This is a genomic window from Streptomyces sp. NPDC051180, assembly GCF_040689545.1.
Lineage (GTDB): Bacteria > Actinomycetota > Actinomycetes > Streptomycetales > Streptomycetaceae > Streptomyces.
This window is the reverse complement of sequence record NZ_JBFBBC010000003.1, coordinates 192905-218947: the sequence shown is the minus strand read 5'-3', so window position 1 is coordinate 218947 and position 26043 is coordinate 192905. Positions and strand designations below refer to the sequence as shown.

General features: G+C 74.1%; 25 protein-coding genes. 16 read left to right on the top strand and 9 right to left on the bottom strand.

Annotation, left to right across the window (positions count from 1 at the left end; genetic code table 11):
* Positions 1 to 101: 101 nt before the first annotated feature.
* The 4 genes from AB0424_RS07720 (at position 102) to AB0424_RS07705 (ending at position 4093) form a co-directional block, all read left to right on the top strand.
* Positions 102 to 1187, top strand: coding sequence for a hypothetical protein (locus tag AB0424_RS07720; protein ID WP_366302962.1), 1086 nt, complete (start codon positions 102 to 104; stop codon positions 1185 to 1187).
* Positions 1188 to 1330: 143 nt separating this feature from the next.
* On the top strand, positions 1331 to 2803 hold the full coding sequence (locus AB0424_RS07715; protein WP_366302960.1) for a DUF2252 domain-containing protein: 1473 nt from the start codon (positions 1331 to 1333) through the stop codon (positions 2801 to 2803).
* A gap of 72 nt (positions 2804 to 2875) precedes the next feature.
* On the top strand, positions 2876 to 3694 hold the full coding sequence (locus AB0424_RS07710; RefSeq protein WP_366302958.1) for a hypothetical protein: 819 nt from the start codon (positions 2876 to 2878) through the stop codon (positions 3692 to 3694).
* Between the two features lie 54 nt (positions 3695 to 3748).
* The gene (locus tag AB0424_RS07705; RefSeq protein WP_366302956.1) at positions 3749 to 4093 is read left to right on the top strand and encodes a rhodanese-like domain-containing protein; all 345 of its coding nucleotides are present in this window, start codon (positions 3749 to 3751) and stop codon (positions 4091 to 4093) included.
* A 43-nt stretch (positions 4094 to 4136) separates the two neighbouring features.
* Here AB0424_RS07705 and AB0424_RS07700 read toward each other — a convergent pair whose 3' ends face one another.
* The 6 genes from AB0424_RS07700 to paaA form a co-directional block, all read right to left on the bottom strand.
* Positions 4137 to 5270, bottom strand: a complete 1134-nt coding sequence (locus AB0424_RS07700; protein WP_366302954.1) for an acyl-CoA dehydrogenase family protein — start codon at positions 5268 to 5270, stop codon at positions 4137 to 4139.
* Positions 5271 to 5458: 188 nt separating this feature from the next.
* Complete coding sequence (locus AB0424_RS07695) at positions 5459 to 6547, bottom strand: 2Fe-2S iron-sulfur cluster-binding protein (protein ID WP_366302952.1); 1089 nt, start codon at positions 6545 to 6547, stop codon at positions 5459 to 5461.
* A complete protein-coding gene (gene paaD / locus AB0424_RS07690; protein ID WP_366302950.1) occupies positions 6548 to 7045 on the bottom strand; it encodes a 1,2-phenylacetyl-CoA epoxidase subunit PaaD in 498 nt (165 codons plus the stop codon).
* Positions 7039 to 7776 (bottom strand): 1,2-phenylacetyl-CoA epoxidase subunit PaaC, encoded by a 738-nt coding sequence (gene paaC, locus AB0424_RS07685; protein WP_366302948.1) that lies wholly within the window; start codon positions 7774 to 7776, stop codon positions 7039 to 7041. Before paaC ends, paaD begins: the two co-directional genes overlap by 7 nt.
* Complete coding sequence (gene paaB, locus AB0424_RS07680) at positions 7773 to 8060, bottom strand: 1,2-phenylacetyl-CoA epoxidase subunit PaaB (RefSeq protein ID WP_366302946.1); 288 nt, start codon at positions 8058 to 8060, stop codon at positions 7773 to 7775. The genes paaC and paaB overlap by 4 nt, the downstream gene beginning before the upstream one ends.
* Positions 8057 to 9073, bottom strand: coding sequence for a 1,2-phenylacetyl-CoA epoxidase subunit PaaA (paaA, locus tag AB0424_RS07675; protein ID WP_366302945.1), 1017 nt, complete (start codon positions 9071 to 9073; stop codon positions 8057 to 8059). Before paaA ends, paaB begins: the two co-directional genes overlap by 4 nt.
* A gap of 112 nt (positions 9074 to 9185) precedes the next feature.
* Here paaA and AB0424_RS07670 point away from each other — a divergent pair, with 112 nt between their 5' ends.
* The 3 genes from AB0424_RS07670 to AB0424_RS07660 are packed head-to-tail and all read left to right on the top strand — an operon-like array spanning position 9186 to position 12021.
* A complete protein-coding gene (locus AB0424_RS07670; RefSeq protein WP_366302943.1) occupies positions 9186 to 9953 on the top strand; it encodes a DUF5819 family protein in 768 nt (255 codons plus the stop codon).
* A gap of 56 nt (positions 9954 to 10009) precedes the next feature.
* On the top strand, positions 10010 to 11323 hold the full coding sequence (locus AB0424_RS07665) for an HTTM domain-containing protein (RefSeq protein WP_366303374.1): 1314 nt from the start codon (positions 10010 to 10012) through the stop codon (positions 11321 to 11323).
* Positions 11320 to 12021, top strand: a complete 702-nt coding sequence (locus AB0424_RS07660) for a TrmH family RNA methyltransferase (protein ID WP_366302941.1) — start codon at positions 11320 to 11322, stop codon at positions 12019 to 12021. The genes AB0424_RS07665 and AB0424_RS07660 overlap by 4 nt, the downstream gene beginning before the upstream one ends.
* A gap of 40 nt (positions 12022 to 12061) precedes the next feature.
* Here the strand turns inward: AB0424_RS07660 and paaN are convergent, their stop codons facing one another.
* Positions 12062 to 13759, bottom strand: coding sequence for a phenylacetic acid degradation protein PaaN (paaN, locus tag AB0424_RS07655; RefSeq protein WP_366302939.1), 1698 nt, complete (start codon positions 13757 to 13759; stop codon positions 12062 to 12064).
* A 124-nt stretch (positions 13760 to 13883) separates the two neighbouring features.
* Here paaN and AB0424_RS07650 point away from each other — a divergent pair, with 124 nt between their 5' ends.
* Both AB0424_RS07650 and AB0424_RS07645 read left to right on the top strand, forming a co-directional pair.
* A complete protein-coding gene (locus tag AB0424_RS07650; RefSeq protein WP_366302937.1) occupies positions 13884 to 15494 on the top strand; it encodes a 3-hydroxyacyl-CoA dehydrogenase in 1611 nt (536 codons plus the stop codon).
* Positions 15491 to 16084 (top strand): TetR/AcrR family transcriptional regulator, encoded by a 594-nt coding sequence (locus AB0424_RS07645; protein WP_366302935.1) that lies wholly within the window; start codon positions 15491 to 15493, stop codon positions 16082 to 16084. Before AB0424_RS07650 ends, AB0424_RS07645 begins: the two co-directional genes overlap by 4 nt.
* 230 nt (positions 16085 to 16314) lie before the next feature.
* Here the strand turns inward: AB0424_RS07645 and AB0424_RS07640 are convergent, their stop codons facing one another.
* A complete protein-coding gene (locus tag AB0424_RS07640) occupies positions 16315 to 16788 on the bottom strand; it encodes an Lrp/AsnC family transcriptional regulator (protein WP_366303372.1) in 474 nt (157 codons plus the stop codon).
* A 327-nt stretch (positions 16789 to 17115) separates the two neighbouring features.
* Here AB0424_RS07640 and pdhA point away from each other — a divergent pair, with 327 nt between their 5' ends.
* The 7 genes from pdhA to AB0424_RS07605 all read left to right on the top strand — a co-directional run bounded on the left by pdhA (position 17116) and on the right by AB0424_RS07605 (position 25380).
* Entirely contained in the window at positions 17116 to 18282 is a 1167-nt protein-coding gene (gene pdhA / locus AB0424_RS07635) for a pyruvate dehydrogenase (acetyl-transferring) E1 component subunit alpha (RefSeq protein WP_366303370.1), read from the top strand.
* Entirely contained in the window at positions 18282 to 19334 is a 1053-nt protein-coding gene (locus AB0424_RS07630; RefSeq protein WP_366302933.1) for an alpha-ketoacid dehydrogenase subunit beta, read from the top strand. Before pdhA ends, AB0424_RS07630 begins: the two co-directional genes overlap by 1 nt.
* Positions 19334 to 20722 (top strand): dihydrolipoamide acetyltransferase family protein, encoded by a 1389-nt coding sequence (locus AB0424_RS07625; protein WP_366302932.1) that lies wholly within the window; start codon positions 19334 to 19336, stop codon positions 20720 to 20722. Before AB0424_RS07630 ends, AB0424_RS07625 begins: the two co-directional genes overlap by 1 nt.
* A 97-nt stretch (positions 20723 to 20819) precedes the next feature.
* Entirely contained in the window at positions 20820 to 21674 is an 855-nt protein-coding gene (locus tag AB0424_RS07620; RefSeq protein ID WP_366302931.1) for an NTP transferase domain-containing protein, read from the top strand.
* Positions 21671 to 23269, top strand: a complete 1599-nt coding sequence (locus AB0424_RS07615; RefSeq protein WP_366302929.1) for a molybdopterin molybdotransferase MoeA — start codon at positions 21671 to 21673, stop codon at positions 23267 to 23269. Before AB0424_RS07620 ends, AB0424_RS07615 begins: the two co-directional genes overlap by 4 nt.
* Positions 23266 to 24354 carry a potassium channel family protein gene (locus AB0424_RS07610; RefSeq protein WP_366302928.1) on the top strand — a complete coding sequence of 363 codons (1089 nt, stop codon included), beginning with the start codon at positions 23266 to 23268 and terminating at the stop codon, positions 24352 to 24354. The genes AB0424_RS07615 and AB0424_RS07610 overlap by 4 nt, the downstream gene beginning before the upstream one ends.
* 39 nt (positions 24355 to 24393) lie before the next feature.
* Positions 24394 to 25380, top strand: coding sequence for an NAD(P)H-quinone oxidoreductase (locus AB0424_RS07605; protein ID WP_366302927.1), 987 nt, complete (start codon positions 24394 to 24396; stop codon positions 25378 to 25380).
* Between the two features lie 109 nt (positions 25381 to 25489).
* On the opposite strand, the gene AB0424_RS07600 is transcribed toward AB0424_RS07605, so the two are convergent.
* The gene (locus AB0424_RS07600; protein WP_017240334.1) at positions 25490 to 26038 is read right to left on the bottom strand and encodes a bacterial proteasome activator family protein; all 549 of its coding nucleotides are present in this window, start codon (positions 26036 to 26038) and stop codon (positions 25490 to 25492) included.
* Positions 26039 to 26043 lie beyond the last annotated feature (5 nt).

Sequence of the window (26043 nt, the reverse complement as noted above, 5' to 3'; positions counted from 1 at the left end):
GTGGGCTCCCTCTGCCGTGGCGGGGAGCCGTTCGCCCACCGTCCCTTTCGGTTGTATAGTACAACGGTTCTTTAGTTGTAAAAGCCAACCATGGAGGTCTGATGTCAGCGGGACCGAACACCGGCGGGGCATTGCGGCACGTCCTCGGGCATCTGCTCACCCCCCTGCTGATGTGCGTCGGCATGGGCCTCGCCTACCTCGGCGCCTTTCACGCCCCCGCCCCCCACGACCTGCGCGTCGACGTCGTCGGCTCCGGACCCACCACCCAGGTCCTCGCCCAGACCCTCCAGGACAAGGGCGCGGGCGCCCTCGACGTCCGTACCGTCCCCGACCGGGCGAGCGCCGTCGCCACGCTGCGCGAGCAGGGCAGTTTCGGCGCCTACGTGCCCGGCGAGAGGCCCGAACTCCTCGTCGCCTCCGCCTCGTCCGACACCAGCGCCATGGCCGTGGAGAAGGTGTTCACCAAGGTCGCCGCCGCCCAGGACGCCCCGCTGAAGGTCACCGACGTCGCCCCCGTCGCCTCCGGCGACCCCACCGGGCAGGGGATCTTCTTCCTGCTCGTCGCCCTCAGCATCGGCGCGTACGCCTCGGTCGCCGTCATCGGCGGCGCCGGCGCCGTCCTGGCCCTGCGGATCCGCGTCCTCCTCGCCGCCGCGACCTCCCTCGTCGTCAGCCTCATCGGCGCGGTCTTCGCCGGGCCCCTCTTCCACCTCGTCGACCGGGGCCTCGCCGGAGTCTGGGCGATCTCCTGGCTGTACACCGCGGGCATCCTGCTGGTCGGCGTCGGCCTGCACACCTTCCTGCGCCGCTGGACGACGCTCGGCGTCATGGTGCTCTTCGTCATGCTCAACTTCACGAGCTCCGGCGGCATCTACCGGCCCGAGTTCCAGCCCGGGTTCTTCGGCGCCCTGCACGCCTTCTGGAACGGCGCGGGCTTCGTCGAAGGCGTCCGCGGCCACGTCTACTTCGGCGGCCACGCGGTCGGCGGCCACGTCCTCACGCTCGTCCTCTGGCTCCTCGCCGGCATCGCCCTCGTCGTCGCGGCGGGCCTCGCCGAGGCACGCAGGAAGTCCGCGGGCGCCCTGCGGGGAGCGCATGGTGCGCACGGCTCGTCGGCGGCGCCGGCGGCCCCCGCGGGACGCCGGGAGGAGGCCGAGGAGGAGGTCGAGGAGGCCGTCGCGGTCTGATCGCGCCCGCGGAACCCGCCCCGGGAGCCCGCCCGCGCGGGTTGTCCACAGGGCGTCGTCCACAGGGGGAGACGGCTGCTCGGGAGCGGCTGTACGGTCAGGGCCGGATGATGTTGGAACACCGCAACGGGGGAGGACGTCCCATGGCCGAGAACCGGGCCGTCATGCCGGGACAGCGCGACACGGACGGGGAGCCCGCCGGCCTCCGCGTCCCCCACGTACCGGGGTTCGCGCGCCGCGCGGCCCTCGACGCGGGCGCGGACGGCGCTCCCTCACCCAAGGAGCGGGGCAAGCAGCTGCGCGAGCGCATCCCCCGCTCCGCGCACGCCGGGCCCGCGCTCGCCGCCGACCGCCCCGACGCCGTCCGCGCCGTCGAGGAGTCCAACCGCGGCCGCGTCCCCGAACTGGCGCCGATCCGCGTCGGCAGGATGGCGGCCGGCCCCTTCGCCTTCCTGCGCGGCTCCGCCGGACTGATGGCCCACGACCTCTCCACGACCCCGGTCACCGGCATAGCGGCCCAGCTGTGCGGCGACGCCCACGCCGCCAACTTCGGCCTCTACGGCGATGCCAGCGGCCGGATCGTCATGGACCTCAACGACTTCGACGAGACCGTCGTCGGCCCCTGGGAATGGGACCTCAAGCGGCTCGCCACCTCCCTCGTCCTCGCCGGCCGCGAGGTCGGCGCCGACGAGGCGACCTGCCGGGCCGCCGCCTTCGACACCGCCGGCGCCTACCGCCGCACCATGCGCCTGCTCGCCCGGCTCCCCGCCCACGACGCCTGGAACGCGATCGCCGACGAGGAGCTCGTCTCCCACACCGACGCCCGCGACCTCGTCGGCACCCTGGAGCGGGTCTCCGCCAAGGCCCGCAACAACACCAGTGCCCGCTTCGCCGCCCGGTCGACGGAGGCCGTGACCGACGCCGAGGGCGGCGGCCGCAGATTCGTCGACGCTCCCCCGGTCCTCCGCCGGGTCCCCGACGCCGAGGCCGCCGCGGTCGCCCTCTCCCTCGGCGCCTACCTGGAGACGGTCTCCGAGGACCGGCTGCCGCTCCTCGCGCGCTACGCCGTCCACGACGTCGCCTTCCGCGTCGTCGGCACCGGCAGCGTCGGCACCCGCTCCTACGTCGTCCTGCTCCTCGACCACCGGGGCGAACCGCTCGTCCTCCAGGTCAAGGAGGCCCGTCCCTCGGCGCTCCTCCCCCACCTTCCCGCCGTCGGCTTCGCCGTCGCGGACCCCGGCCACGAAGGACGGCGCGTCGTCCTCGGCCAGAAGCGGATGCAGGTCGTCAGCGACATCCTGCTCGGCTGGACCACCGTCCAGGGGCGCCCCTTCCAGGTGCGCCAGTTCCGCAACCGCAAGGGGAGCGTCGATCCCGCCGCCCTCACCCCCGACCAGCTCGACGACTACGGCCGCATGACCGGCGCGCTCCTGGCCCGGGCCCACGCGCACAGCGCCGACCCGCGCCTCATAGCCGGCTACTGCGGCAAGAACGAGGAGCTGGACACCGCGCTCGCCGACTTCGCCGTCGGTTACGCCGATCGCACCGAGGCCGACCACGCCGACCTCCTCACCGCCATCCGCACCGGCAGGACGGCGGCGGAGACGGGCGTCTGACACCGGCGCGCCGGGGAGGCCCCGGAGGACCGTAGGCTGGGTGGGTCGAGGCGGAACGAGGACTGGGCGGGCGTGGACGTGAGCGTGGACCAGGGTGGGAACGAGAGGCCCGGGGACGAGCGGCCCGAGGCGCGTCTGGAGCAGGCCGTGCGGGTGGCCGAACAGGCGCTGATCGAGTTCGAGATCGCGGTGGAGACCTTCCGGGTCGAGGTGGAGAACTTCTCCCGGCTGCACCACCAGCGGCTCGGCCCGATGTACGCGCGGCTCGACGAGCTCGACGCGCAGATCGCCGAGGCCAAGGCGGCGCGCACCGGTGATCCGGAGGACGTGCGCCGGGCGCAGGAGGCGCGTGCCGCCGTCCTGCCGATGCCGGGCGTGGAGGAGCTGTTCCACGACTGGATCGACTCCGACGGCCTGTCCGCCGAGGCCGCCGCGATGCTCACGGACCGGCCGGTGCAGTCGCCGAAGCGGGTCCGGCCCGGTGAGGAGGCCCGCCGGCTCTACCGCGAGCTGGCGCGCAAGGCCCACCCGGACCTGGCCCGTGAGGAGGACGAGCGCAAGCGGCGTGAGGAGTTCATCACCCGGGTGAACGCCGCCTACGCGCGGGGCGACGAGGCGCTGCTGCGCGAGCTCTCCGCCGAGTGGGAGGCCGGTCCGGTCCCCGCCGAGGAGCGGCTCAGCGAGAGCGAGGAGCTGTACGCGCGCCTGGAGTGGCTGGCGGAGCGCAAGGACATGCTGTCGGCGCTGGCGCGGGAGCTGGAGGAGAGCGCGATCGGCGCGATGCTGCGGATGGCGCCGGAGGACCCGGACCGGCTCCTGGAGGAGATCGCGGAGCAGCTGCTCGCGCAGGTCTCCGAGCGGGAGGCCGAGCTGACGGGGCTGGTGGAGTAGGTTTTCCGTGCGCCCGAGCCGTTCGGGCGGTACTGACGAGAGAAGGCCGTTCCCATGAATTTCTCCCCGCTGCCCTCGGTGGACGCGGCTTCCGTGCCGGCCGATGCCCTGGTGCTGGACGTCCGGGAGAACGACGAGTGGGAGGCCGGCCACGTCGAGGGCGCGCTGCACGTGCCCATGAGCGACTTCGTGGCCCGCTTCGGTGAGGTGACGGAGGCCGTGGCCGAGCGTGGCCGGGCGTACGTGATGTGCCGGGTCGGCGGCCGGTCGGCCCAGGTCACCCAGTACCTGGTGCAGCAGGGCTTCGACGCGGTGAACGTCGACGGCGGGATGATGGCGTGGGACGGTGCCGGCCGCCCGATGGTGACGGCGGGCGGCAGCCCGGCGTTCGTGCTCTGACGCACCGCCCCCTGACGCACGGGGGACGCGGCCGCGCGGGGTGTCAGCCGAGGGGGTGGGCGGCCAGCAGGTCGCCCAGTGCCTCCTCGTGGGCGGCGGCGGGGCCGAGCGCGAGCTCCAGGTGCTTGGCCCAGGCGTGGTACCGGTGCAGGGGGTAGTCGGTGTCGGCGCCGAAGCCTCCGTGCAGGTGCTGGGCGGTCTGCACGACGCGCCGTACCCCTTCGGACGCCCAGATCTTCGCGACGGCGATGTCCCCCGCGGCGGGGAGCGCACCGGCCGCTCCGGTCGAGACGCGCCAGGCGGCCTGCCAGAGAGTCGCCTCCATGGCGCGCAGGTCGATGTAGCGGTCGGCGGCCTGGACGGCGACGGCCTGGAAGGTGGCCACCGGGTGGCCGAACTGCTCGCGCTTGCCGGTGTACTGGCTCGTCATGGTGAGCACGGCCTCGCCGAGGCCCAGGGCGAGTGCGCAGGTGCCGGTGGTGAGGAGGTCCCTCAGCGCCTCCCAGGCTCCGTCGGCGTCGACGACGTCGGCGCGGTCGAGGCGGACGGCGTCGAGCCTTAGTTCGGCGAGGAGTTCGCCGTTCGTGGAGAACTGGTCCGTGAGGCCGAGTCCCTCGTGGGCGCGGGGCACCAGGGCGAGTACGGTCCGCCCGTCGGGGGTGTGCGCCGGGACGGCGACGATGTCGGCGCCGTGGGCCCAGGGGACGGCGGTCTGGACGCCGTCGAGCAGCCAGCCGGCGCCGTCGGGGCGTGCGGTGACGGCGAGTTCGGCCGCGTCGTGACCGGTGCGTCCCTGCGAGGCGGCGGTGAGGACGACGTCGCCGCTGCCCACGCGGGGGAGGAGGTCCGCGGCCGTGGCCGGGTCGGCGTACCGCTCGACGGTCAGGGCGACGGCGCAGGTCTCCAGGAGCGGGACCCGGGCGAGGACGCGGGCGGACTCGCGCAGTACGAGGCAGAGCGCGACGGCGTCGAGGCCGGCGCCGCCGTGCTCGGGGGCCAGCACGAGGCCGAGCAGGTCGGCGGCGGCGAGCCGCGCCCAGAGCGGCCGGTCGAAGTCGTCGGCCACGGCGCCCGGGGTGAGGGCCGGGCTGGGCACCGCGTCGGGTGCGACGTCCGCGAAGACCGCCTTGGCCGCCTCGACGGCCGCCTGCTGCTCCTCGGTGAAGGTGAAGTCCACTGTCCTGCCCTCCCGTTGCCGTACCCGCTGCTGTTCGCACGTTCCTGACGGGTCGTCAAGATAGAACAGGTTCTAGGGGAAGGGAATGGCGTCGCCCGGACTTCGTCGGCGCCCGCCCAGCGAGGCTGCGGGAGGGCGCGACGTCGGATCCCCGCCGACGGCGTCGATGCCGTCGGCGGGGTCCGGTCTCAGCGGTCGAAGTCCAGCTCCACGTCCGGGGTGACGGGGTGGGACTGGCAGGCCAGGACGTAGCCGGCGTCGGTCTCGTCCGGTTCCAGCGCGAAGTTGCGGTCCATCCGGACCTCCCCGCCGACGAGGAAGGCGCGGCAGGTGCCGCACACCCCGCCCTTGCAGGCGTACGGCGCGTCGGCGCGGGCGCGGAGCACCGTGTCGAGGAGCGTCTCGCCCCGGTCGACCGGCCAGGTGCCGGACCGGCCGTGGAGGGTCGCGGTCAGCGTCGCGTGCGCGGGGGCGTCGGCGGCGGGGGCCGGCGCGGGGGCCGAGCCGTCGTCGACGTGGAAGATCTCCTGGTGGATCCGGCCGCGGTCGACCCCGAGCCCGCGCAGGGCCTGCTCGGCGCCCTGGACCAGTCCGAAGGGCCCGCAGAGGAACCAGCCGTCGACCTCGCCGACCGGCAGCAGCGCCGGCAGCAGTCCGGCCAGCCGCTCGCGGTCGAGACGGCCGGACGGCAGGCCCGCCTGCTGCTCCTCCCGGGAGAGGACGGTGACCAGCTGGAAGCGGTCGGGGTAGCGGTCCTTCAGGTCGGCGACCTCGTCGAGGAACATCGTCGACGAGGCGGTCCGGTCGCTGCGGATCAGGCAGAACCGGGCCTCCGGCTCGCGGGCGAGCAGGGTGGCGGCCATCGAGAGGACCGGCGTGATGCCGCTGCCGCCGACGACGGCCGCGAAGCGGCCCGGGCGCGGGGCGAGCGTGAAGCGGCCCATCGGTTCCATGACCTCGACGACGTCGCCGACGGCCAGTTCCTTGAGCGCGTACGTCGAGAACGAGCCGCCGTCGACGAGCCGGATGCCGACGCGCAGGACGGGCGGTTCCCCGGCCGGGGCGGCGAGGGCGCAGATCGAGTACGTCCGGCGGATCTCCTCGCCCTGTTCGCCGGTGCGGCGCAGGGCGAGGTGCTGGCCGGGAAGGTGGCGGTACGCGTCGTGGAGCTCGGGCGGGACCGCGAAGGTGACCGCCACGGAGTCGTCCGTGAGCCGCTCGACGTCGCTCACCCGGAGCGGCTGGAACCCGGCCCGCCCGGAGCCCGAGGACACCATCTACAACTCCTTGAAGTGGTCGAACGGTTCACGGCAGGCGGTGCAGCGGCGCAGCGCCTTGCACGCCGTGGAGGAGAAGCGGCTGAGCAGCTCGGTCTCGGTGGAGCCGCAGTGGGGGCAGCGGATGGCGAGGGCCAGCGGCACCGGGCCGCCCGGGGGGCCCTGGGGGCGGGGCGGGGCGATGCCGAACTCGGCGAGCTTGCGCCGTCCCTCCTCGCTGATGTCGTCGGTGGACCACGCCGGGGCGAGCACGGTGACGACGGAGACCTCCGCGACGCCGTGCTCGTGCAGCGCGCGCTCGATGTCGGAGGACATCGCCTCGATCGCGGGGCACCCCGTGTACGTCGGGGTGAGGGCGACCTCGACCCGGCCGGGGCCGGTGACCTGGACGCCCCGCATGACGCCGAGCTCCTCCAGGGTGAGGACGGGCAGCTCCGGGTCGGGAACGGCGCCGGCGACCCGGCTCAGCTCCTCCTCCAGGGCGGTCATCGTCACCATGTCGCACCCGGGTGGCTGCGGTGCAGGTGCTGCATCTCGGCGATCATCCGCCCGAAGGACTCGGTGTGCAGGCCCTGGCGGCCGGCTCCGGCGGCCCAGGCCCCGGTACGCGGTCCGGCGGGGACGGTCAGCGTGGCCCGGCCGAGGACGTCGGTGACCGAGGCCAGCCAGGCGCTCTCCATGGCCACGTGGTCGAGGTCGAGGCCGTCGACCGGCTGGAAGAGCTCGCCGGTGTACCGCCACAGGGCGTCGCAGGCCCGCTGCATCCGCTCGTGGCTCTCGGCGGTGCCGTCGCCCAGGCGCAGGGTCCAGTGCTCCGCGTGGTCCTGGTGGTAGGCGACCTCCTTGACGGCCTTCGCGGCGAGACCGGCGAAGGGGCCGTCGCCGGCGGCCAGCCGGCCGTAGAGGAGGCGCTGGTAGGTGGAGAAGTACAGCTGCCGGGCGATGGTGTGGGCGAAGTCGCCGTTGGGCTGCTCGACCAGCTGGGCGTTGCGGAAGGCCCGCTCCTCGCGGAGGTAGGCCAGTTCGTCCTCGTCGCCGGCGAGGGAGAGCAGGACGCGGGCCTGGCCGAGGAGGTCGAGGGCGATGTTGGCCAGGGCGACCTCCTCCTCCAGCACGGGGGCGGAGCCGGCCCACTCCCCCAGCCTGTGGGAGAGGACGAGGGCGTCGTCGCCGAGGGCGAGGGCGGCGCCGGTGAACGCGGCGGCCTCCGCGGCGGTCGGGGTGCTCACAGGTGCTTCACCCCCTCCGGGATCTCGTAGAACGTCGGGTGGCGGTAGGGCTTGTCCGCGGCCGGCTCGAAGAAGGGGTCCTTCTCGTCCGGCGAGGAGGCGGTGACGGCTGCGGAGGGCACGACCCAGATCGACACGCCCTCGCTGCGGCGGGTGTACAGGTCGCGGGCGTTGCGCAGGGCCATCTCCGCGTCGGGCGCGTGGAGACTGCCCGCGTGGGTGTGGGACAGTCCGCGGCGGGAGCGCACGAACACCTCCCACAGCGGCCAACCGTCGCTCGTCATGCCTGTGCCTCTCCGTGCGTGCCGGTGTGCTTCTCCGCGTAGACCGCGGCTGCTTCCCTGACCCAGGCGCCGTCCTCGTGGGCCTGGCGCCGCCTGCTCAGCCGCTGGTCGTTGCAGGGGCCGTTCCCCTTGAGGACGTCCCAGAACTCGGTCCAGTCGATCGGTCCGAAGTCGTAGTGCCCCCGCTCCTCGTTCCACCGGAGGTCGGGGTCGGGGAGGGTGAGTCCGAGCGCCTCGGCCTGCGGCACCGCGATGTCGACGAAGCGCTGGCGCAGCTCGTCGTTGGTGTGGCGCTTGATCTTCCAGGCCATCGCCTGCGCGGTGTGGGTCGACTCGTCGTCCGGGGGGCCGAACATCATCAGCGAGGGCCACCACCAGCGGTCCACCGCGTCCTGCGCCATGGCGTGCTGGGCCTCGGTGCCGTTCGACAGGGCGAGGAGGGCCTCGTACCCCTGGCGCTGGTGGAAGGACTCCTCCTTGCAGACGCGGACCATCGCGCGGGCGTACGGCCCGTAGGAGCAGCGGCAGAGGGGGACCTGGTTGGTGATCGCGGCGCCGTCCACGAGCCAGCCGATGGCGCCGACGTCGGCCCAGGTCAGCGTGGGGTAGTTGAAGATCGACGAATACTTCTGGCGGCCCGAGTGGAGCTTGTCGAGCAGCTCGTCGCGGCTGGTGCCGAGGGTCTCCGCCGCGCTGTACAAGTACAGGCCGTGGCCGGCCTCGTCCTGCACCTTGGCCATGAGGATCGCCTTGCGGCGCAGCGAGGGCGCGCGGGTGATCCAGTTCGCCTCCGGCTGCATGCCGATGATCTCGGAGTGGGCGTGCTGCGCGATCTGCCGGACGAGCGAGGCGCGGTACGCCTCGGGCATCCAGTCGCGCGGCTCGATCCGCTCGTCGGCGGCGACAGCGGCGTCGAACACGGCCTCGTAGGCGGCCTGCTCCGGCGCCGTGGCCGCGTCCGAGCCGCCGGGCGCGCCCGTGGTCTCTGCCGTCCCTGCCGTCACTGCGGTCATCGGACTCCCTACCGACCGATCGTTCGGTTGAATGACTTCAATGGTGAGTCGGCGGCCCGTATGGTGTCAACCCTGTGGATGACCGAGGTGGGCCGATGGGGGTCGGGGCGGGATGGACGCGCACGTGGAAGAGGACGCGGTCGGGGTGGCCGACGACCGGGTCCGGACCGGGGGGACGCCGTCCCCCGCCGAGACCGCGGGGGCGCCCGCCGGCACCGGGATCATGGCCCTGTCGCTGCCCTACCAGGTCGTGGCCGCCGTGGCGCTCGCCGTCGTCGGGGTGTTCGCCTGTGTCCACCTGGCGATGGTCTTCCTGCACGTGGCCCCGTCCAACACGCTGACGAAGCGGCACGGCCAGGCCGTGGACGAGTGGATCTACCCCGAGTTCGAACAGAACTGGAAGCTGTTCGCGCCCAACCCGCTCCAGCAGAACCTCTCCGTGGAGATGCGCGCCGAGATAGCCGGAACCGGCGGCGAGCTGCGCACCACCGACTGGATCGACCTCACCGCCCAGGACACCGCGGCGATCCGCTACAACCCCATGCCCAGCCACTCGCAGCAGAACGAGCTCCGCCGGGCCCTGGACTTCTACCGGAACTCGCACGGCGACGACAACCGCCCCAACGGGCTGCGCGGCCGCCTCTCGGAGCAGTACATGCGCCGGATCGCGATGCTCCGGCTGGACGCCGACCCGTCCATGCACGGCTCCGACGTGCGGCGCATCCAGCTGCGGACCGTCACCCGCCCCGTGGCCGCCCCCGGCTGGAGCACCGAGAAGAACGACGCCACCCCCTCCCACCGCGACCTGCCGTGGTGGAAGGTGACCGACGCCGACCGCCCCGCCGGAGCCGACCGAAGCCGCACGGAGGCGGGCCGATGAACGAGCCGGTGAACGAGCCCATGAACGAGCCGAGGACCAGGCCGAGGACCGGGCCGATGAACGAGCCGAGGACCGAAGAGGCGAACGGGCCGGAGGGACCGCGGGGCGACGCCCCCGCGTCCCCGTCCGCCGGCCGGGCGCCCGCGCCCCGCGCGCGGAGCGGCGAACCCCTCGACCGGCGGCTCGCCCGCGCCGTCCAGACCGTCACCGGCCGCTCCCTCGGCCCCTACCAGTCCGCGATCGTGCGGATCGGCTTCTCGCTGACCTGGCTCGCCTTCCTGCTGCGCGAGCTGCCGCACCGGCACGAGCTGTACGGGCCGGACGGGCCCTGGTCCTGGGAGATGGCCCGCCGGCTGCTCTCCGGCAACCACGCCTTCACCGTCCTCATGTGGTCCGACGACCGGCTCTGGTTCGAGCTGGTCTACGGACTCGCCACGCTCTCCGCCCTGCTGCTGCTCGTGGGCTGGCGCACCCGTGCGGTGTCGGTCGTCTTCATGGTCGGGGTGCTGTCGCTGCAGAACCGCTCCGTCTTCGTGGGCGACGGCGGCGACAACGTCCTCCACCTCATGGCGATCTACCTCGTCTTCACCCGGTGCAGCCAGGTCTGGTCCCTCGACGCCCGCCGGGCGGCCCGCGAGGCCCGTGCCGCCAGGGCGGGCGAGCCCGCGCCCGACGACCGCGTCGGCCCGCTCCTGTGGACGGTCCTCGGCGGCTTCCTCCTCGCCGCCACCTGGTTCGGCGACGTCACCGGCGAGTGGTGGGTGCTGGTCCTGCTGTGGGTGCTGTGGCTCGGCAACGCGCTGTGGTGGGTGGTCTGCCGGTACGCGCCCGGAGAGCCGCGCACCCTGCTCGACGCCCTCGCCCACCTCGCGCACAACGCCGTCCTCGTCGTGATCATGGTCGAGGTCTGCCTGATCTACGCCACCGCCGGCTGGTACAAGATCCAGGGCTCGCGCTGGCAGGACGGCACCGCGCTGTTCTACCCGCTCAACCTCGACTACTTCACGCCCTGGCCGGCCCTCTCCGAGCTGCTCGGCAGCAGCGGCGTCATGGTGATGCTGCTGTCGTACGGCACCGTGATCGTCCAGGTCGCCTTCCCGTTCACCCTCTTCAACCGCAGGGTGAAGAACGTCCTGCTGGTCGCGATGATGCTGGAGCACGCGGGCATCGCCCTGCTCCTGGGACTGCCGGTCTTCTCGCTCGCGATGATCTCCGCGGACGCCGTGTTCCTGCCGACGGCGTTCCTGGTGGCGCTCGGGGCCCGGGCCGCGCGAGGCCGGGACCGGCTGCTGAAGCGGACCCCCGCGGAGCCCCTGCCCGAGCAGCGCCGTACGGGTGAGGAACGCGGTCCCCGTACCCTCGTCGGGTGAGCACCACCGAACAGAAGCCCGGAACCGAGCCGGTCACGGCCGAGCCCGCCGGGGCCGCCGAGCCGGCCCAGTACGACGAGGGGTTCGGCCCCGAGATCGGCGTCGGTCCGCACCCGCGGCCGTGGCCCGAGGGCGAGCGGTACGACCCCGAGCTGCTCGCCGACGGCGACCGGCGCAACGTCGTGGACCGCTACCGGTACTGGACCCGGGAGGCGGTCGTCGCCGACCTGGACACCCGGCGCCACGACTTCCACGTGGCCGTGGAGAACTGGGGCCACGACTTCAACATCGGGTCGGTGGTGCGGACCGCGAACGCCTTCCTGGCGAAGGAGGTCCACATCGTGGGCCGACGGCGCTGGAACCGTCGCGGCGCCATGGTCACCGACCGCTACCAGCACGTCCGGCACCACGAGGACACCGCGTCGCTGACCTCGTGGGCCGCGGCCGAGGGCCTGCCCGTCATCGGGATCGACAACCTGCCGGGCGCCGTGCCGCTGGAGCGGACCGTGCTGCCGCGCCGCTGCGTGCTGCTCTTCGGGCAGGAGGGGCCCGGGCTCACCGAGGAGGCCCGCGCCCACGTGGAGATGGTCTGCTCGATCGCCCAGTTCGGTTCGACCCGGTCGATCAACGCGGGAGCCGCCGCCGCGATCGCCATGCACGCGTGGGTGCAGCGCTACGCGGAGATCGAGACCCCCTGAGGGAGGTGCGGGGACCCCGGGGCCCCCGCACCACCTCCGGTCATGCCTGGCGGCGGACCTCCACCACCCGGAAGCGGTTGGCGACGAAGGCGCCGTCGCACAGCGCCGCGTTCGCCGCCGGGTTGCCGCCGGAGCCGTGGAAGTCGGAGAAGGCGGCCGTCTGGTTCACGAACACCCCGCCCGTGAGGTTCAGCGAGAGCTGTGCCGACTCCTCCAGGCAGACCTCCTCCACCGCGCGCTCGGTGTCCGCCGACGTCGTGTAGGCGCCGACCGTCATCGCGCCCTTCTCGCGGACCGTGCGCCGCAGCAGCTCCAGGGCGTCGGCGGTGGAGTCCACCGAGACGGCGAAGGAGACCGGGCCGAAGCACTCCGAGAAGTACGCGGCCTCCGCGTCCGGCTTGGAGCCGTCCAGCTTCACGATCACCGGCGTGCGGACCACCGCGTCGGGGTACTCCGGATTGACCACCTCGCGGGAGGCGAGGGCGACCTCGCCGAGACCGGCGGCGGCCTCCAGACGGGCCTTCACGTCCGGGTTGACCAGGGCGCCCAGCAGGCCGTTCGCCCGGGCGTCGTCGCCCAGCAGACCGCCGACCGCGGCGGCGAGGTCGGCGACGACCTCGTCGTACGCCTTGGGGCCCTGGTCGGTGGCGATGCCGTCGCGCGGGATCAGCAGGTTCTGCGGGGTGGTGCACATCTGGCCGCTGTACAGCGACAGCGAGAACGCCAGGTTGGACAGCATCCCCTTGTAGTCGTCCGTGGAGTCGACCACGACCGTGTTGACGCCGGCCTTCTCGGTGTAGACCTGGGCCTGGCGGGCGTGGGTCTCCAGCCAGTCGCCGAACTCGGTGGAGCCGGTGTAGTCGATGATCCGGATCTCCGGACGCACGGCCAGCGTCTTGGCGATGCCCTCGCCCGGACGCTCGACGGCGAGCGCCACCAGGTTCGGGTCGAAGCCGGCCTCGGCGAGCACCTCACGGGCGACGCGGACGGTCAGCGCGAGCGGCAGCACCGCGCGCGGGTGCGGCTTGACCAGGACCGGGTTGCCGGTGGCCAGCGAGGCGAACAGGCCCGGGTAGCCGTTCCACGTGGGGAAGGTGTTGCAGCCGATCATCAGGGCCACGCCGCGGCCGACCGGGGTGAACTCCTTGCTCAGCTCCAGCGGGTCGCGCTTGCCCTGCGGCTTGGACCAGCCGGCCCGGCCCGCGGGGGTGCGGGTCTGCTCCGCGTACGCGTACGCCACGGCCTCCAGGCCGCGGTCCTGGGCGTGCGGGCCGCCGGCCTGGAACGCCATCATGAACGCCTGGCCGCTGGTGTGCATGACGGCGTGGGCGAACTCGTGGGTGCGGGCGGAGATCCGGGCGAGGATCTCCAGGCAGACCAGGGCGCGGGTCTCGGCCCCGGCGTCGCGCCAGGCGCCCGTGCCCGCGCGCATCGCGGGGAGCAGGACGTCGATGTCGGCGTGCGGGTACTCGATGCCGAGCGACGGGCCGTACGGCGAGGTCTCGGCGCCGGTCCAGCCGTCGGTGCCGGGCTGGTCGAGCTCGAAGCGGGTGCCGAGCAGGGCCTGGTAGGCGGCGAGGCCGGCCGCCGCGTCGAGCGAGCCGTCCGCGCCGTACGCCTTGGGGTGCTCGGGGTGCGGAGACCAGTAGGCGCGGGTGCGGATGGTGTCGAGCGCCTGGTCGAGCGTGGACCGGTGCTTCTCGGCCAGACGGTCGGTGGTCAGCTGAGCGATGGCCATGGATGGACCAACTCCTCGTCGAGCTGGGCAGGGAGACGCGTACGGAGTTAGAGTAACCGAACGATCGGTCGGGACAAGGGAGTCCGTCGATCCTGTGGAGAACCCATCGGGGAGGATCACTCCCATGAGCGCCACCGTGACCGTCAGGGGGAGCGACGACGTGACCGCCAGCGAGACCGCCGCGGGGGCAGCCCCGGAGACCGCAGGGGACGGGCAGACCGGGGACGCCGTGGGGCGGGACCGCACCGTCGCCGTCGTCGGCACCGGGACCATGGGCCAGGGCATCGCCCAGGTCGCCCTGGTCGCGGGCCACCCCGTGCGCCTCTACGACAGCGCCCCCGGCCGGGCCGAGGAGGCCGTCGCGGCCCTCACCGCCCGCCTCGACCGGCTCGTCGAGAAGGGCCGCATGGACGCCGACGCGCGCGAGGCGGCCGTCGGGCGGCTGCACGCGGCGGCGGAACCGGCGGAGCTCGCGGACGCGGCCCTCGTCGTCGAGGCGATCGTCGAGCACCTCCCCGTCAAGCAGCAGCTCTTCGCCGACCTGGAGAAGGTCGTCGCCGACGACGCCGTCCTCGCGACCAACACCTCCTCCCTCTCCGTGACCGCCATCGCCGGGGGGCTCCGGCTGCCCGGCCGGTTCGTCGGACTGCACTTCTTCAACCCGGCGCCCCTGCTGCCCCTCGTCGAGGTCGTCAGCGGCTTCGCCACCGACCCCGACGTCGCCACGCGCGCGTACGAGACGATGAAGCGCTGGGGCAAGACCCCCGTGCGCTGCGCCGACACCCCCGGATTCATCGTGAACCGGGTCGCCCGCCCCTTCTACGCCGAGGCCCTGCGGGTCTTCGAGGAGGGCGCCGCCGACCCGGCCACCATCGACGCGGCCCTGCGCGAGTGCGGCGGCTTCCGGATGGGCCCCTTCGAGCTCACCGACCTCATCGGCCAGGACGTGAACGAGGCCGTCACCCGCTCGGTCTGGGAGTCCTTCTACCAGGACCCCAAGTTCACCCCCTCGCTCGCGCAGCGCCGCCTCGTCGAGTCGGGCCGCCTGGGCCGCAAGTCCGGGCACGGCTGGTTCTCGTACGCGGACGGCGCCGAACGGCCCGCGCCGCACACGGCGCCGCCGGCCCCCGCCCCCGCCCGGATCGACGTCTGCGGCGACCTGGGGCCCGCAGAGCCGCTCGTGGGCCTCTTCGAGGAGGCCGGGATCAAGGTCCGGCGCAAGCGGGGCGAGGGGCACCTCGTGCTGCCGGGCGGCGGCGTCCTGATGCTCGCGGGCGGCGAGAGCTCCTTCGAGTTCCACCCCCGCGAGGTCGTCCACTTCGACCTCGCCCTCGACTACGCGCGCGCGACCCGCATGGTGCTCTCCACCGGGCGCCGCACCGCGCCCGCGACCCTCGCCGAGGCCGTGGGCCTCTTCCAGGCGCTGGGCAAGCAGGTCTCCGTCATCGGGGACGTGCCCGGCATGATCGTGGCCCGTACGGTCGCCATGCTCGCCGACCTCGCGGCCGACGCGGTCGACCGGGGCGTCGCGACCGCCGACGACGTGGACACGGCGATGCGGCTCGGGGTGAACTATCCCGCGGGCCCCCTGGAGTGGGCGGAGAAACTGGGCCCGCGGCGGGTCTACGACCTGCTCAGGGCGCTGCACGAGCGCTACCCGACGGGCCGGTACGGGCCGAGCCAGGCCGTCGTCCGCCGGTCCGAGGAGGCCCCCGACGAGGAGGACTCCCGATGACCACGCCCAAGCGCGACACCTACACGCCCGAGACGCTGCTCTCGGTCGCCGTGCGGGTCTTCAACGAGCGCGGCTACGACGGCACGTCCATGGAGCACCTGTCCAAGGCGGCGGGGATCTCCAAGTCGTCGATCTACCACCACGTGTCCGGCAAGGAGGAGCTGCTGCGCCGGGCGGTCAGCCGCGCGCTCGACGGCCTCTTCGCCGTGCTCGACGAGCCCGGCGCCGGGCGCGGCCGGGCCGTGGAGCGGGTCGAGTACGTCACGCGCAGGACCGTCGAGGTGCTGATCGCGGAGCTGCCGTACGTGACGCTGCTGCTGCGGGTGCGGGGCAACACCGCGACCGAGCGGTGGGCGATGGAGCGGCGGCGCGAGTTCGACCACCGGGTGGCCGACCTGCTGAAGGCCGCGTCCGCCGAGGGCGACCTGCGGGCCGACGTGGACATACGGCTCGCCACCCGGCTGCTCTTCGGCATGATCAACTCGCTCGTCGAGTGGTACCGGCCGCACCCGGACGCCCTGGCGGAGCGCGACCAGCTCGCCGAGACCGTGGTGCACCTGGCCTTCGACGGGCTGCGGACGGCCCGCTGAGGGTCCGGCAGCGCCCCTCGGCGAGCGCGCCGGGCTGCTCGCCGGCGAGGTCCCGGCGGCCGTGTGCCGGCAGACCCGCCGAAGACGTCCGAGACGGGCCCGGACGCCCGCGTGCCCGGACGCCCGCGTGCCCTGACTCCCGGGGAGAGTGCGGGCGTGCCCTGACGCCAGGGGAGTGCGCGGGCGTCACCGCGGCACCCCGCGCCGTGCCACCCGCCCCCCCGGGCCGCTCAGACGCGGGGGTCGGCGTCGAGGTCCGTCTCCTCGAAGACCAGCAGGGTGCGGGTGGAGAGCACCTCGGGGATCGACTGGAGCCGGGTGAGCACCAGCTCCCGCAGGGTCCTGTTGTCCGGGGTGTGGACGAGCAGCAGGACGTCGAAGTCGCCGCTGACCAGTGCGATGTGGGCGGCTCCCGGCAGGGCCCTGAGCTGCTCGCGGACCGTGCGCCAGGAGTTCTGGACGATCTTGAGCGTGATGTAGGCGGAGGCGCCGTGGCCCGCCCGCTCGTGGTTGACCCGGGCGCTGAACCCGCGGATCACCCCGTCGTCGATGAGCCGGTTGATCCGCGCGTACGCGTTGGCCCGGGAGACGTGCACCCGCTCGGCGACGGAGCGCACCGAGGCGCGGCCATCCGTCTGGAGCAACCGCAGGATGTCGCGGTCGATCGCGTCGAGCGGGCGGGCCGGCAGGACGCCCGTGGGCATGCCGACGGGCGCGCTGAGGGCCTCGCCCGGCACCTCGCCCTCGGTGTCGAGCGGCCCGCCGCGCGCGGCGTCGAGCGCCTCGCCGGGCGTGTCGCCCGTCGCGCCGGCCGGAGCACCGCTCCGACCGACGGCCATTTGTTCATCCGCCATGTCCCCCCGCCTCTCTCCGGTGGACGACCTGCTCCTATCCCAGGCTGTGGAGAACCGTTTGTCCACAGGCTGGAGGTGCCTGTAGCCAAAATGCCTCCACGACCGAACAATCGGTAGGTGAGGCGCGCCACACTCGCGCCACCCGCCTTCGGGTCTTATGCCCGCTCCCACGAGGAGGTGGACTCGTTGCAACAGCGCAGTTCGACAGTCCAAGAGCCGCCCGGTGCCGTCGACGCCTACCGGCCGACCCCGCCGCCCGCCTGGCGTCCCCGCACCGATCCCGCCCCGCTGCTGCCCGACGCCGAGCCGCTGCGCGTGCTCGGCACGGACGCCGTGGCCGACGCCGACCCCGCACTGCTGCTGCGGCTGTACGCGGAGCTGATCCGCGGCCGCCGGTACAACACGCAGGCCACCGCGCTCACCAAGCAGGGCCGCCTCGCCGTGTACCCCTCCACCACCGGCCAGGAGGCGTGCGAGATCGCCGCCGCCCTCGCCCTGGAGGAGCGCGACTGGCTCTTCCCCTCGTACCGCGACACGCTCGCGGCGGTCGCCCGCGGCCTCGACCCCGTGCAGGCGCTCACCCTGCTGCGCGGCGACTGGCACACCGGCTACGACCCGCACGAGCACCGCATCGCACCGCTCTGCACGCCCCTGGCCACCCAGCTCCCGCACGCGGTGGGCCTCGCCCACGCCGCCCGGCTCAAGGGCGACGACGTGGTCGCGCTCGCCATGGTCGGCGACGGCGGCACCAGCGAGGGCGACTTCCACGAGGCGCTGAACTTCGCCGCCGTCTGGCAGGCCCCCGTGGTCTTCTTCGTCCAGAACAACGGCTTCGCGATCTCCGTGCCGCTCGCCAAGCAGACCGCCGCTCCCTCCCTCGCCCACAAGGCCGTCGGATACGGGATGCCCGGTCGGCTCGTCGACGGCAACGACGCGGTCGCCGTCCACCAGGTGCTGACCGAGGCCGTGGCCCGCGCGCGGCGCGGCGGCGGCCCCACCCTCGTCGAGGCCGTCACCTACCGCATCGACGCCCACACCAACGCCGACGACGCCACCCGCTACCGGGCGGCCGGCGAGGTCGAGACCTGGCGGGCCCACGACCCGATCCTGCTCCTGGAGCGGGAGCTGACCGAGCGCGGCCTCCTCGACGAGGACGGCCGGCGATCCGCGGCGGAGGCCGCCGAGACGATGGCCGCGGACCTGCGCGAACGGATGAACGCCGACCCGGTGCTCGACCCGATGGACCTCTTCTCCCACGTGTACGCGGAGCAGACGACGCAGCTGCGCGAACAGGCGGCGCAGCTGCGCGCCGAGCTCGAGGCCGAGGGTGAGGGCGAGGCGTGATGACGACCGCGACGACCGGAGCGACCGGACCCGCGAAGTCCGGTACGGCCGCCGCCGGCAGGACGAAGCCCGCCACGATGGCGCAGGCGCTCCAGCGGGCGATGCGCGACGCGATGGCGGAGGACCCGACCGTCCACGTGATGGGCGAGGACGTCGGCACCCTCGGCGGCGTCTTCCGCGTCACCGACGGGCTCGCCAAGGAGTTCGGCGAGGACCGCTGCACGGACACACCGCTGGCCGAGGCCGGCATCCTCGGCGCGGCCGTCGGCATGGCGATGTACGGCCTGCGGCCGGTCGTCGAGATGCAGTTCGACGCCTTCGCCTACCCGGCGTTCGAGCAGCTGATCTCCCACGTGGCGAAGATGCGGAACCGGACGCGCGGCGCGATGCCGATGCCGATCGTCATCCGCGTCCCGTACGGCGGCGGGATCGGCGGCGTCGAGCACCACAGCGACTCCTCCGAGGCGTACTACACCGCCACCCCGGGGCTGCACGTGGTCACCCCCGCCACCGTCGAGGACGCCTACGGGCTGCTGCGCGCGGCCATCGCCTCCGACGACCCGGTGGTCTTCCTGGAGCCCAAGCGGCTCTACTGGTCCAAGTCCGACTGGTCCCCCGAGGCGCCCGCGCCCGTGGAGCCGATCGGCCGGGCCGTCGTCCGGCGCCGGGGCACCGGCGCCACCCTGCTCACCTACGGCCCCTCGCTGCCCGTCTGTCTGGAGGCCGCGGAGGCCGCCCAGGCCGAGGGCTGGGACCTGGAGGTCGTCGACCTTCGCTCGCTCGTGCCGTTCGACGACGAGACCGTCTGCGCCTCGGTGCGGCGGACGGGCCGCGCGGTCGTGGTCCACGAGTCGGCCGGCTTCGGCGGACCCGGCGCGGAGATCGCCGCACGGGTCACCGAGCGCTGCTTCCACCACCTGGAGGCCCCGGTGCTGCGGGTCGCCGGCTTCGACATCCCGTATCCGCCGCCGATGCTGGAGCGGCACCATCTTCCGGGCGTGGACCGGGTCCTGGACGCGGTGGCGCGGCTGCAGTGGGAGGCGGGGAGCTGATGGCCCAGGTGCTGGAGTTCAAGCTGCCGGACCTCGGTGAGGGACTCACCGAGGCCGAGATCGTGCGCTGGCTGGTCGCCGTCGGCGACGTCGTCGCCATCGACCAGCCGGTCGTCGAGGTCGAGACCGCCAAGGCCATGGTCGAGGTGCCCTGCCCGTACGGCGGTGTCGTCACCGCACGGTACGGCGAGGAGGGCACCGAACTGCCCGTGGGCGCACCGCTCCTGACGGTCGCCGTCGGCGGTACGGGTGCCCCGGAGGAGCTCGCGGAGGCCGCTCCGGAAGCGGCCCCCACGGCGGGCGGGTCCGCCAAGGAGGCCGTCTCCTCGGAGTACTCGGGCAACGTCCTCGTCGGGTACGGCACGGCCGGCCCCGCGGCGCGACGCCGCAGGGTCCGGCAGACGAGCCCGGCCGCCGCGCCGGTCGCCGTCGTCGCGCCCGTGCCGGCTCCGGCCGTCGAAGCTCCCGCACCCGCCCTGCACACCGGCCCGGTGCCCGTCATCTCGCCGCTCGTGCGGAAGCTGGCCCGGGACCGGGGCATCGACCTGCGGGAGGTGCGCGGCTCCGGCCCCGCCGGCCTGATCCTGCGGGCCGACGTGGAGCTGGCCCTCGCCGCCCTGGAGCGGCCGGCCGTCACCCCCGCGGTCGCGGCTCCCGCCCCCGTGGCGGCCGCCGTGCCCGCGACGGTCTCCGCCCCGGGCGCCGAGCGGATTCCGCTGCGCGGGATCCGGGGCGCGGTGGCGGACAAGCTGTCGCGCAGCCGTACGGAGATCCCGGACGCGACCTGCTGGGTCGACGCCGACGCCACCGAACTCATGGCGGCGCGGACCGCGATGAACGCGGCGGGCGGACCGAAGATCTCCCTGCTCGCGCTCCTGGCCCGGATCTGCGTCCACGCGCTGGGCCGGTTCCCCGAGCTCAACTCCACGGTGGACACCGCCGCCCGGGAGATCGTCCGGCTGCCGTCCGTGCACCTCGGCTTCGCCGCCCAGACCCCGCGGGGCCTGGTCGTGCCCGTGGTCAGGGACGCGGGACAGCGGACGGCCGAGTCGCTGACCGCCGAGTTCGCCCGGCTGACCGAGGCCGCCCGGGAGTCCGCGCTCACCCCCGCGGATCTGACCGGCGGCACGTTCACCCTGAACAACTACGGGGTGTTCGGGGTCGACGGCTCCACGCCGATCATCAACCACCCCGAGGCCGCCATGCTCGGGGTCGGCCGGATCATCCCCAAGCCCTGGGTGCACCAGGGCGAACTGGCCGTCCGGCAGGTGGTGCAGCTGTCGTTCACCTTCGACCACCGCGTCTGCGACGGCGGCACGGCCGGCGGCTTCCTGCGGTACGTGGCGGACTGCGTCGAACAGCCCGCGGTCCTGCTCCGCACGGTCTGACGAGCCGTCCGGCCCGGCCCCTCCGCGGGACGGGCCGGGCGTCCGGTCCGTGGGACGGGTCGGACGCCGGTGGTGCCCGGCGGCCCATACTGCTCGGGTGACCACCGCATACGACGCCGTCGTGCTCGCCGGGGGCGCCGCCCGGCGCCTCGGCGGCTCCGACAAGCCCGGGGTACGGGTGGGGGGACGGACCCTCCTCGACCGGGTTCTCGCCGCCTGCCCCGACGCGGGCCGGACCGTGGTGGTCGGGGACCGGCGCCCGACGGTGCGCCCCGTCCGCTGGACGAGGGAGGAGCCGCCCGGCGGCGGCCCGGTCGCCGCCCTCGACGCCGGCGTGCGGGAGACGGAAGCCGCCGTGCTCCTCGTCCTCTCCGCCGACCTGCCCTTCCTCGACGCCGCCGCCGTCCGCGGCCTCCTGGACGCGCTCTCCGCGGACCCCGAGGCCGAGGCCGTCCTCCTCACCGACGAGGACGGCCGGGACCAGCCCCTCGTCGCCGCCTACCGGGCCGAGCCGCTCCGCCGTGAACTGGCCCGGCTCGCGCACGAGCACCGCGTTCTGGCCGGCCTGCCGCTGCGCGGGCTCACCCGGGCCCTCCGGCTCGCCCGGCTCGCGGCCGGCCCCCTCGCCTCCTTCGACTGCGACACCTGGGAGGACATCGCCACGGCCCGGTCGCGCATCAGGGAGCATGGGACCGTGCTGGACGAATGGATCACCGCAGTCAAGGACGAACTGGGCATCGAGCTGGACGTCGACACCGGCGTGCTCCTCGACCTGGCCCGCGACGCCGCCCACGGCGTGGCGCGCCCCGCCGCACCCCTGACCACCTTCCTGGTCGGGTACGCGGCGGCGCTCGCGGGCCCCGGAGCCGGGCCGGAGGCGGTCGCCGAAGCCGCCCGGAAGGCCGCGGCGCTGGCCCAGCGCTGGGCCGCCGAGCAGGACGAGGCGGGATGATCCCCCAGGAGCCCGCCCCCGTGGCGGAGAAGCCCGGCGGCCTTCCGGCCTCCGCCGCGCCGGTCGCCGCCTCCTCCGCCGCCCCCGCCTCGGCTCCGGCCGCGTCCGCAGCCGCGCCGGACCCCGGAGGCTCTTCGTTCCCGGAGTCCGGGGCCGCCCCGCTGTCCGGGGCCGCCCCGGCGTCCGGCGCTGATTCGGCGTCCGGAGCCGCCCCGGCATCCGGCGCTGATGCGGCGTCCGGGGCCGGATCCGCCGACTCCGCCGGTGGGAGGGCCGGGCGACCGCACCGGGCCGCCCCGTGGCCGGAGGCGCGGGAGGCCGCCGTGCGTGCCGGGACCGCCGCGCGGGCCGACCGGGGGAGCCTGGGCGTTCCGCTCGGGCAGGCGCTCGGGCGGGCCCTCGCCGAACCGCTCACGGCCCTCACCGATCTGCCGTCGTTCGACACCTCCGCGATGGACGGCTGGGCCGTCGTGGGCCCCGGTCCGTGGACCGTCCGCGAGGACGGGGCCGTGCTCGCCGGGCACGTGTCCACCGCCGTACCCGTGGCCGGGGAGGCCGTGCGGATCGCCACCGGCGCCCGTGTCCCGTCCGGGACCACCGCCGTCCTGCGCAGCGAGCACACCCGCACCGAGCCCGCCGGGCAGGCCGGAGCAGCGTCCGCTCGCAGCGCGCTCGTGCTGCACGCACTGCGCGAGGTCGTGCCGGGGCAGGACATCCGGCCGCGGGGCCAGGAGTGCCGTACGGGCGACGAACTGCTTCCGGCGGGCGCGGCCGTGACGCCCGCCGTGCTGGGCCTCGCCGCCGCCGCCGGCTACGACGAGCTTCCCGTACGGCCCCACCCCCGGGTGGAGATCCTGGTCCTCGGCGACGAGCTGCTCACGGCGGGACTCCCCCACGAGGGGCTGATCCGCGACGCGCTCGGCCCGATGCTCGGCCCCTGGCTGGAGGCCCTCGGCGCCGAGGTGCTCGCCACCCGCCGGATCGGCGACGACGCCGAGGAGCTGTACGCGGCCGTCACCGGCTCCGCCGCCGACCTGGTCGTCACCACCGGCGGCACCGCCGCCGGACCCGTGGACCACCTCCACCGGGTGCTCGACAAGGCCGGCGCGACCCTCCTGGTCGACGGAGTGAAGGTCCGGCCCGGCCACCCGATGCTGCTCGCCCGCCTCGACGGCGGTACCGCGCGACCCGCGGGCACCCGCCACCTCGTCGGACTGCCCGGCAACCCGCTGGCCGCCGTCTCCGGGCTCCTGACCCTCGCCGAGCCGCTGCTCGCCGCCCTCACCCGCGCGGATACCCCGCCGACGTACCGCGCTCCGGGCACGCCCGGCTCCGGTGCGCCCGGCGTGCCCGTGGACGGCGAGGTGCACGGGCATCCGCACGACACCCGGCTCGTCCCGGTCCTCCGCCGCGACGGACGGGCCGTCCCCCTCCACTACAACGGACCGGCGATGCTCCGGGGCATCGCCGGTGCCGACGGCATGGCCGTCGTCCCGCCCGGCGGCGCGCGGCCCGGCCAGGAGCTGACCGTCCTCGACCTTCCGTGGCCGACGACGGCGGGGGCCGTCCCGGTCCAAGGAGCGTGTTTCACGTGAAACTTCCCAGCCGTGACGTGATGGCCCGGCACGCCGACGAAAGGATCTCGGGCCCGCGGGTCAGGCTGCCCCGCCGGGTCGTGGAGAGGCCGCTCCGCCAGGTGGGCAAGCGGCTGCTCATGGCGCTCGGCGTGCTGATGCTGACGGTCCTCATCGTCTACGTGGACCGCGCGGGCTACCACGACAACGCCAACGAGACGCTCGACTTCCTCGACTGCGTCTACTACGCGACCGTCACGCTCTCCACCACCGGGTACGGCGACATCGTCCCGTACAGCGACTCGGCGCGGCTCGCCAACATCCTGCTCGTCACGCCCTTGCGCGTGCTCTTCCTGATCATCCTGGTCGGCACCACTCTGGAGGTCCTCACCGAGCGGACCCGCGAGGAGTTCCGGCTGAACCGCTGGAGGTCCACCTTGCGCGACCACACCGTCATCGTCGGCTTCGGGACGAAGGGGCGGTCCGCGATCCAGACCCTCTGCGCCACCGGGCTCCACAAGGAACAGATCGTCATCGTCGACCCCTCCACCAAGGTGATCGAGACGGCGAACGCGGACGGCTTCGTCGGGGTCATCGGCGACGCGACCCGGAGCGACGTGCTGCTCCGCGCCGAGGTGCAGAGGGCCCGCCAGATCGTCATCGCCACCCAGCGCGACGACACGGCGGTCCTGGTCACCCTGACCGCCCGGCAGCTCAACCGGGGCGCGAAGATCGTCGCCGCGGTCCGCGAGGAGGAGAACGCGCCGCTGCTCCGCCAGTCCGGTGCCGACGCGGTCATCACCAGCGCCAGCGCCGCCGGACGTCTGCTCGGCCTCTCCGTGCTCAGCCCCAGCGCCGGCACGGTGATGGAGGACCTGATCCAGCAGGGCTCCGGCCTCGACCTCGTCGAACGCCCGGTGACCAAGAGCGAGGCCGGCAAGAGCGTGCGGGAGACCGAGGACCTGGTGGTGAGCGTGCTCCGCGGCCACCGGCTGCTCGGTTACGACGACCCCGCGGCCAGCCCGCTCCAGCTGACCGACCGGGTGATCACCATCGTGCGCGCCGCCGCCCCCGTGACCCCGCTCTCCACGCCGCCGGAGGACTGAACCCGGGGGTGGCGAGGCGGCGGGAGTAGCCTCGCCGCCATGTATGCGATCACGATTCCGGAACCCGGTGGTCCCGAGGCCCTGGTCTGGGCCGAGGTGCCCGATCCCGTACCCGGCGAGGGCGAGGTCCTCGTCGAGGTGGTGGCGAGCGCGGTCAACCGCGCCGACCTCCTCCAGCGCCAGGGCTTCTACGACCCGCCGCCCGGCAGCTCCCCGTACCCCGGTCTCGAATGCTCGGGCCGCGTGGCCGCCCTCGGCCCCGGGGTGTCGGGCTGGTCCGTCGGCGACGAGGTGTGCGCCCTGCTCGCCGGCGGCGGCTACGCGGAGAAGGTCGTGGTCCCGGCCGGTCAGCTCCTGCCGGTGCCGGAGGGTGTCGACCTGGCCACGGCCGCCGCGCTCCCCGAGGTCGCGTGCACCGTCTGGTCCAACATCTTCATGATCGCGCACCTGCGGCCGGGCGAGACGCTCCTCGTGCACGGCGGCGCGAGCGGGATCGGCACCATGGCGATCCAGCTGGCGAAGGCGGTGGGCGCGCGGGTCGCGGTCACGGCCGGCGGCCCCGCGAAGCTGGCGCGCTGCGCCGAGCTGGGCGCGGACATCCTCATCGACTACCGCGAGCAGGACTTCGTCGAGGAGCTGGCCAAGGCGACGGACGGAGCGGGCGCGGACGTCATCCTGGACATCGTCGGCGCCAAGTACCTGGAGCGGAACGTGAAGGCGCTGGCCGTGAACGGCCGCCTGGTGATCATCGGACTCCAGGGCGGGGTGAAGGGCGAGCTGAACCTCGGCGCCCTCCTCTCCAAGCGCGCGGCCGTCATGGCGACCACCCTGCGCTCCCGGCCCGCGGAGGAGAAGGCCGCGATCGTGGCCGCCGTCCGGGAGCACGTCTGGCCCCTGATCGGCGCGGGCACGGTCCGCCCGGTCGTCGACCGGGAGGTGCCGATGCCGGAGGCCGCCGACGGACACCGGGCGCTGGAGTCCGGCGGCCACGTCGGCAAGGTCCTGCTGCGCGCCCCGCGGGACTGACCGCACCGGCGTCGCCCGACGACGAGGGGCCCGGCACACAGGCGTGTGCCGGGCCCCTCCGTCCGTGCCCCACAGGTTCCGCTCGGGACCCGCAGGTCGTGTCCGGGACCTACAGGTACGGTCCGGAGCGGACCGCGTGGCCGTGCCCGCGGTCGTCGTCGTCATCGTCGTGGGAAGCCCCCGGCGGCAGTGCCCGGCGCATCTGCTCCAGCTGCGCGCGGGCCGCCATCTGCTGGGCGAACAGCGCGGTCTGGATGCCGTGGAAGAGTCCCTCCAGCCAGCCCACCAGCTGCGCCTGCGCGATGCGCAGCTCGGCCTCGGAGGGGATCGCCTCGTCCGTGAAGGGCAGGGAGAGACGCTCCAGCTCCTCCACCAGCTCGGGGGCGAGCCCGTCCTCCAGCTCCTTCACGGAGCTGGCGTGGATGTCCTTGAGCCTGACACGGCTGGCCTCGTCGAGAGGTGCCGCACGTACTTCCTCCAGGAGCTGCTTGATCATGCTGCCGATCCGCATGACCTTCGCAGGCTGCTCGACCATTTCCGTCACCGGGACCTCGCGGGGTTCGTCGTCGCCCTGAGTGCCGCCGAGCGCCATCCCGTCCTGTCCCACGATGAGGACCTGGGGGCTCTCCTGCGACCTGTCATTCCTCGGCATCTCCATGCCGC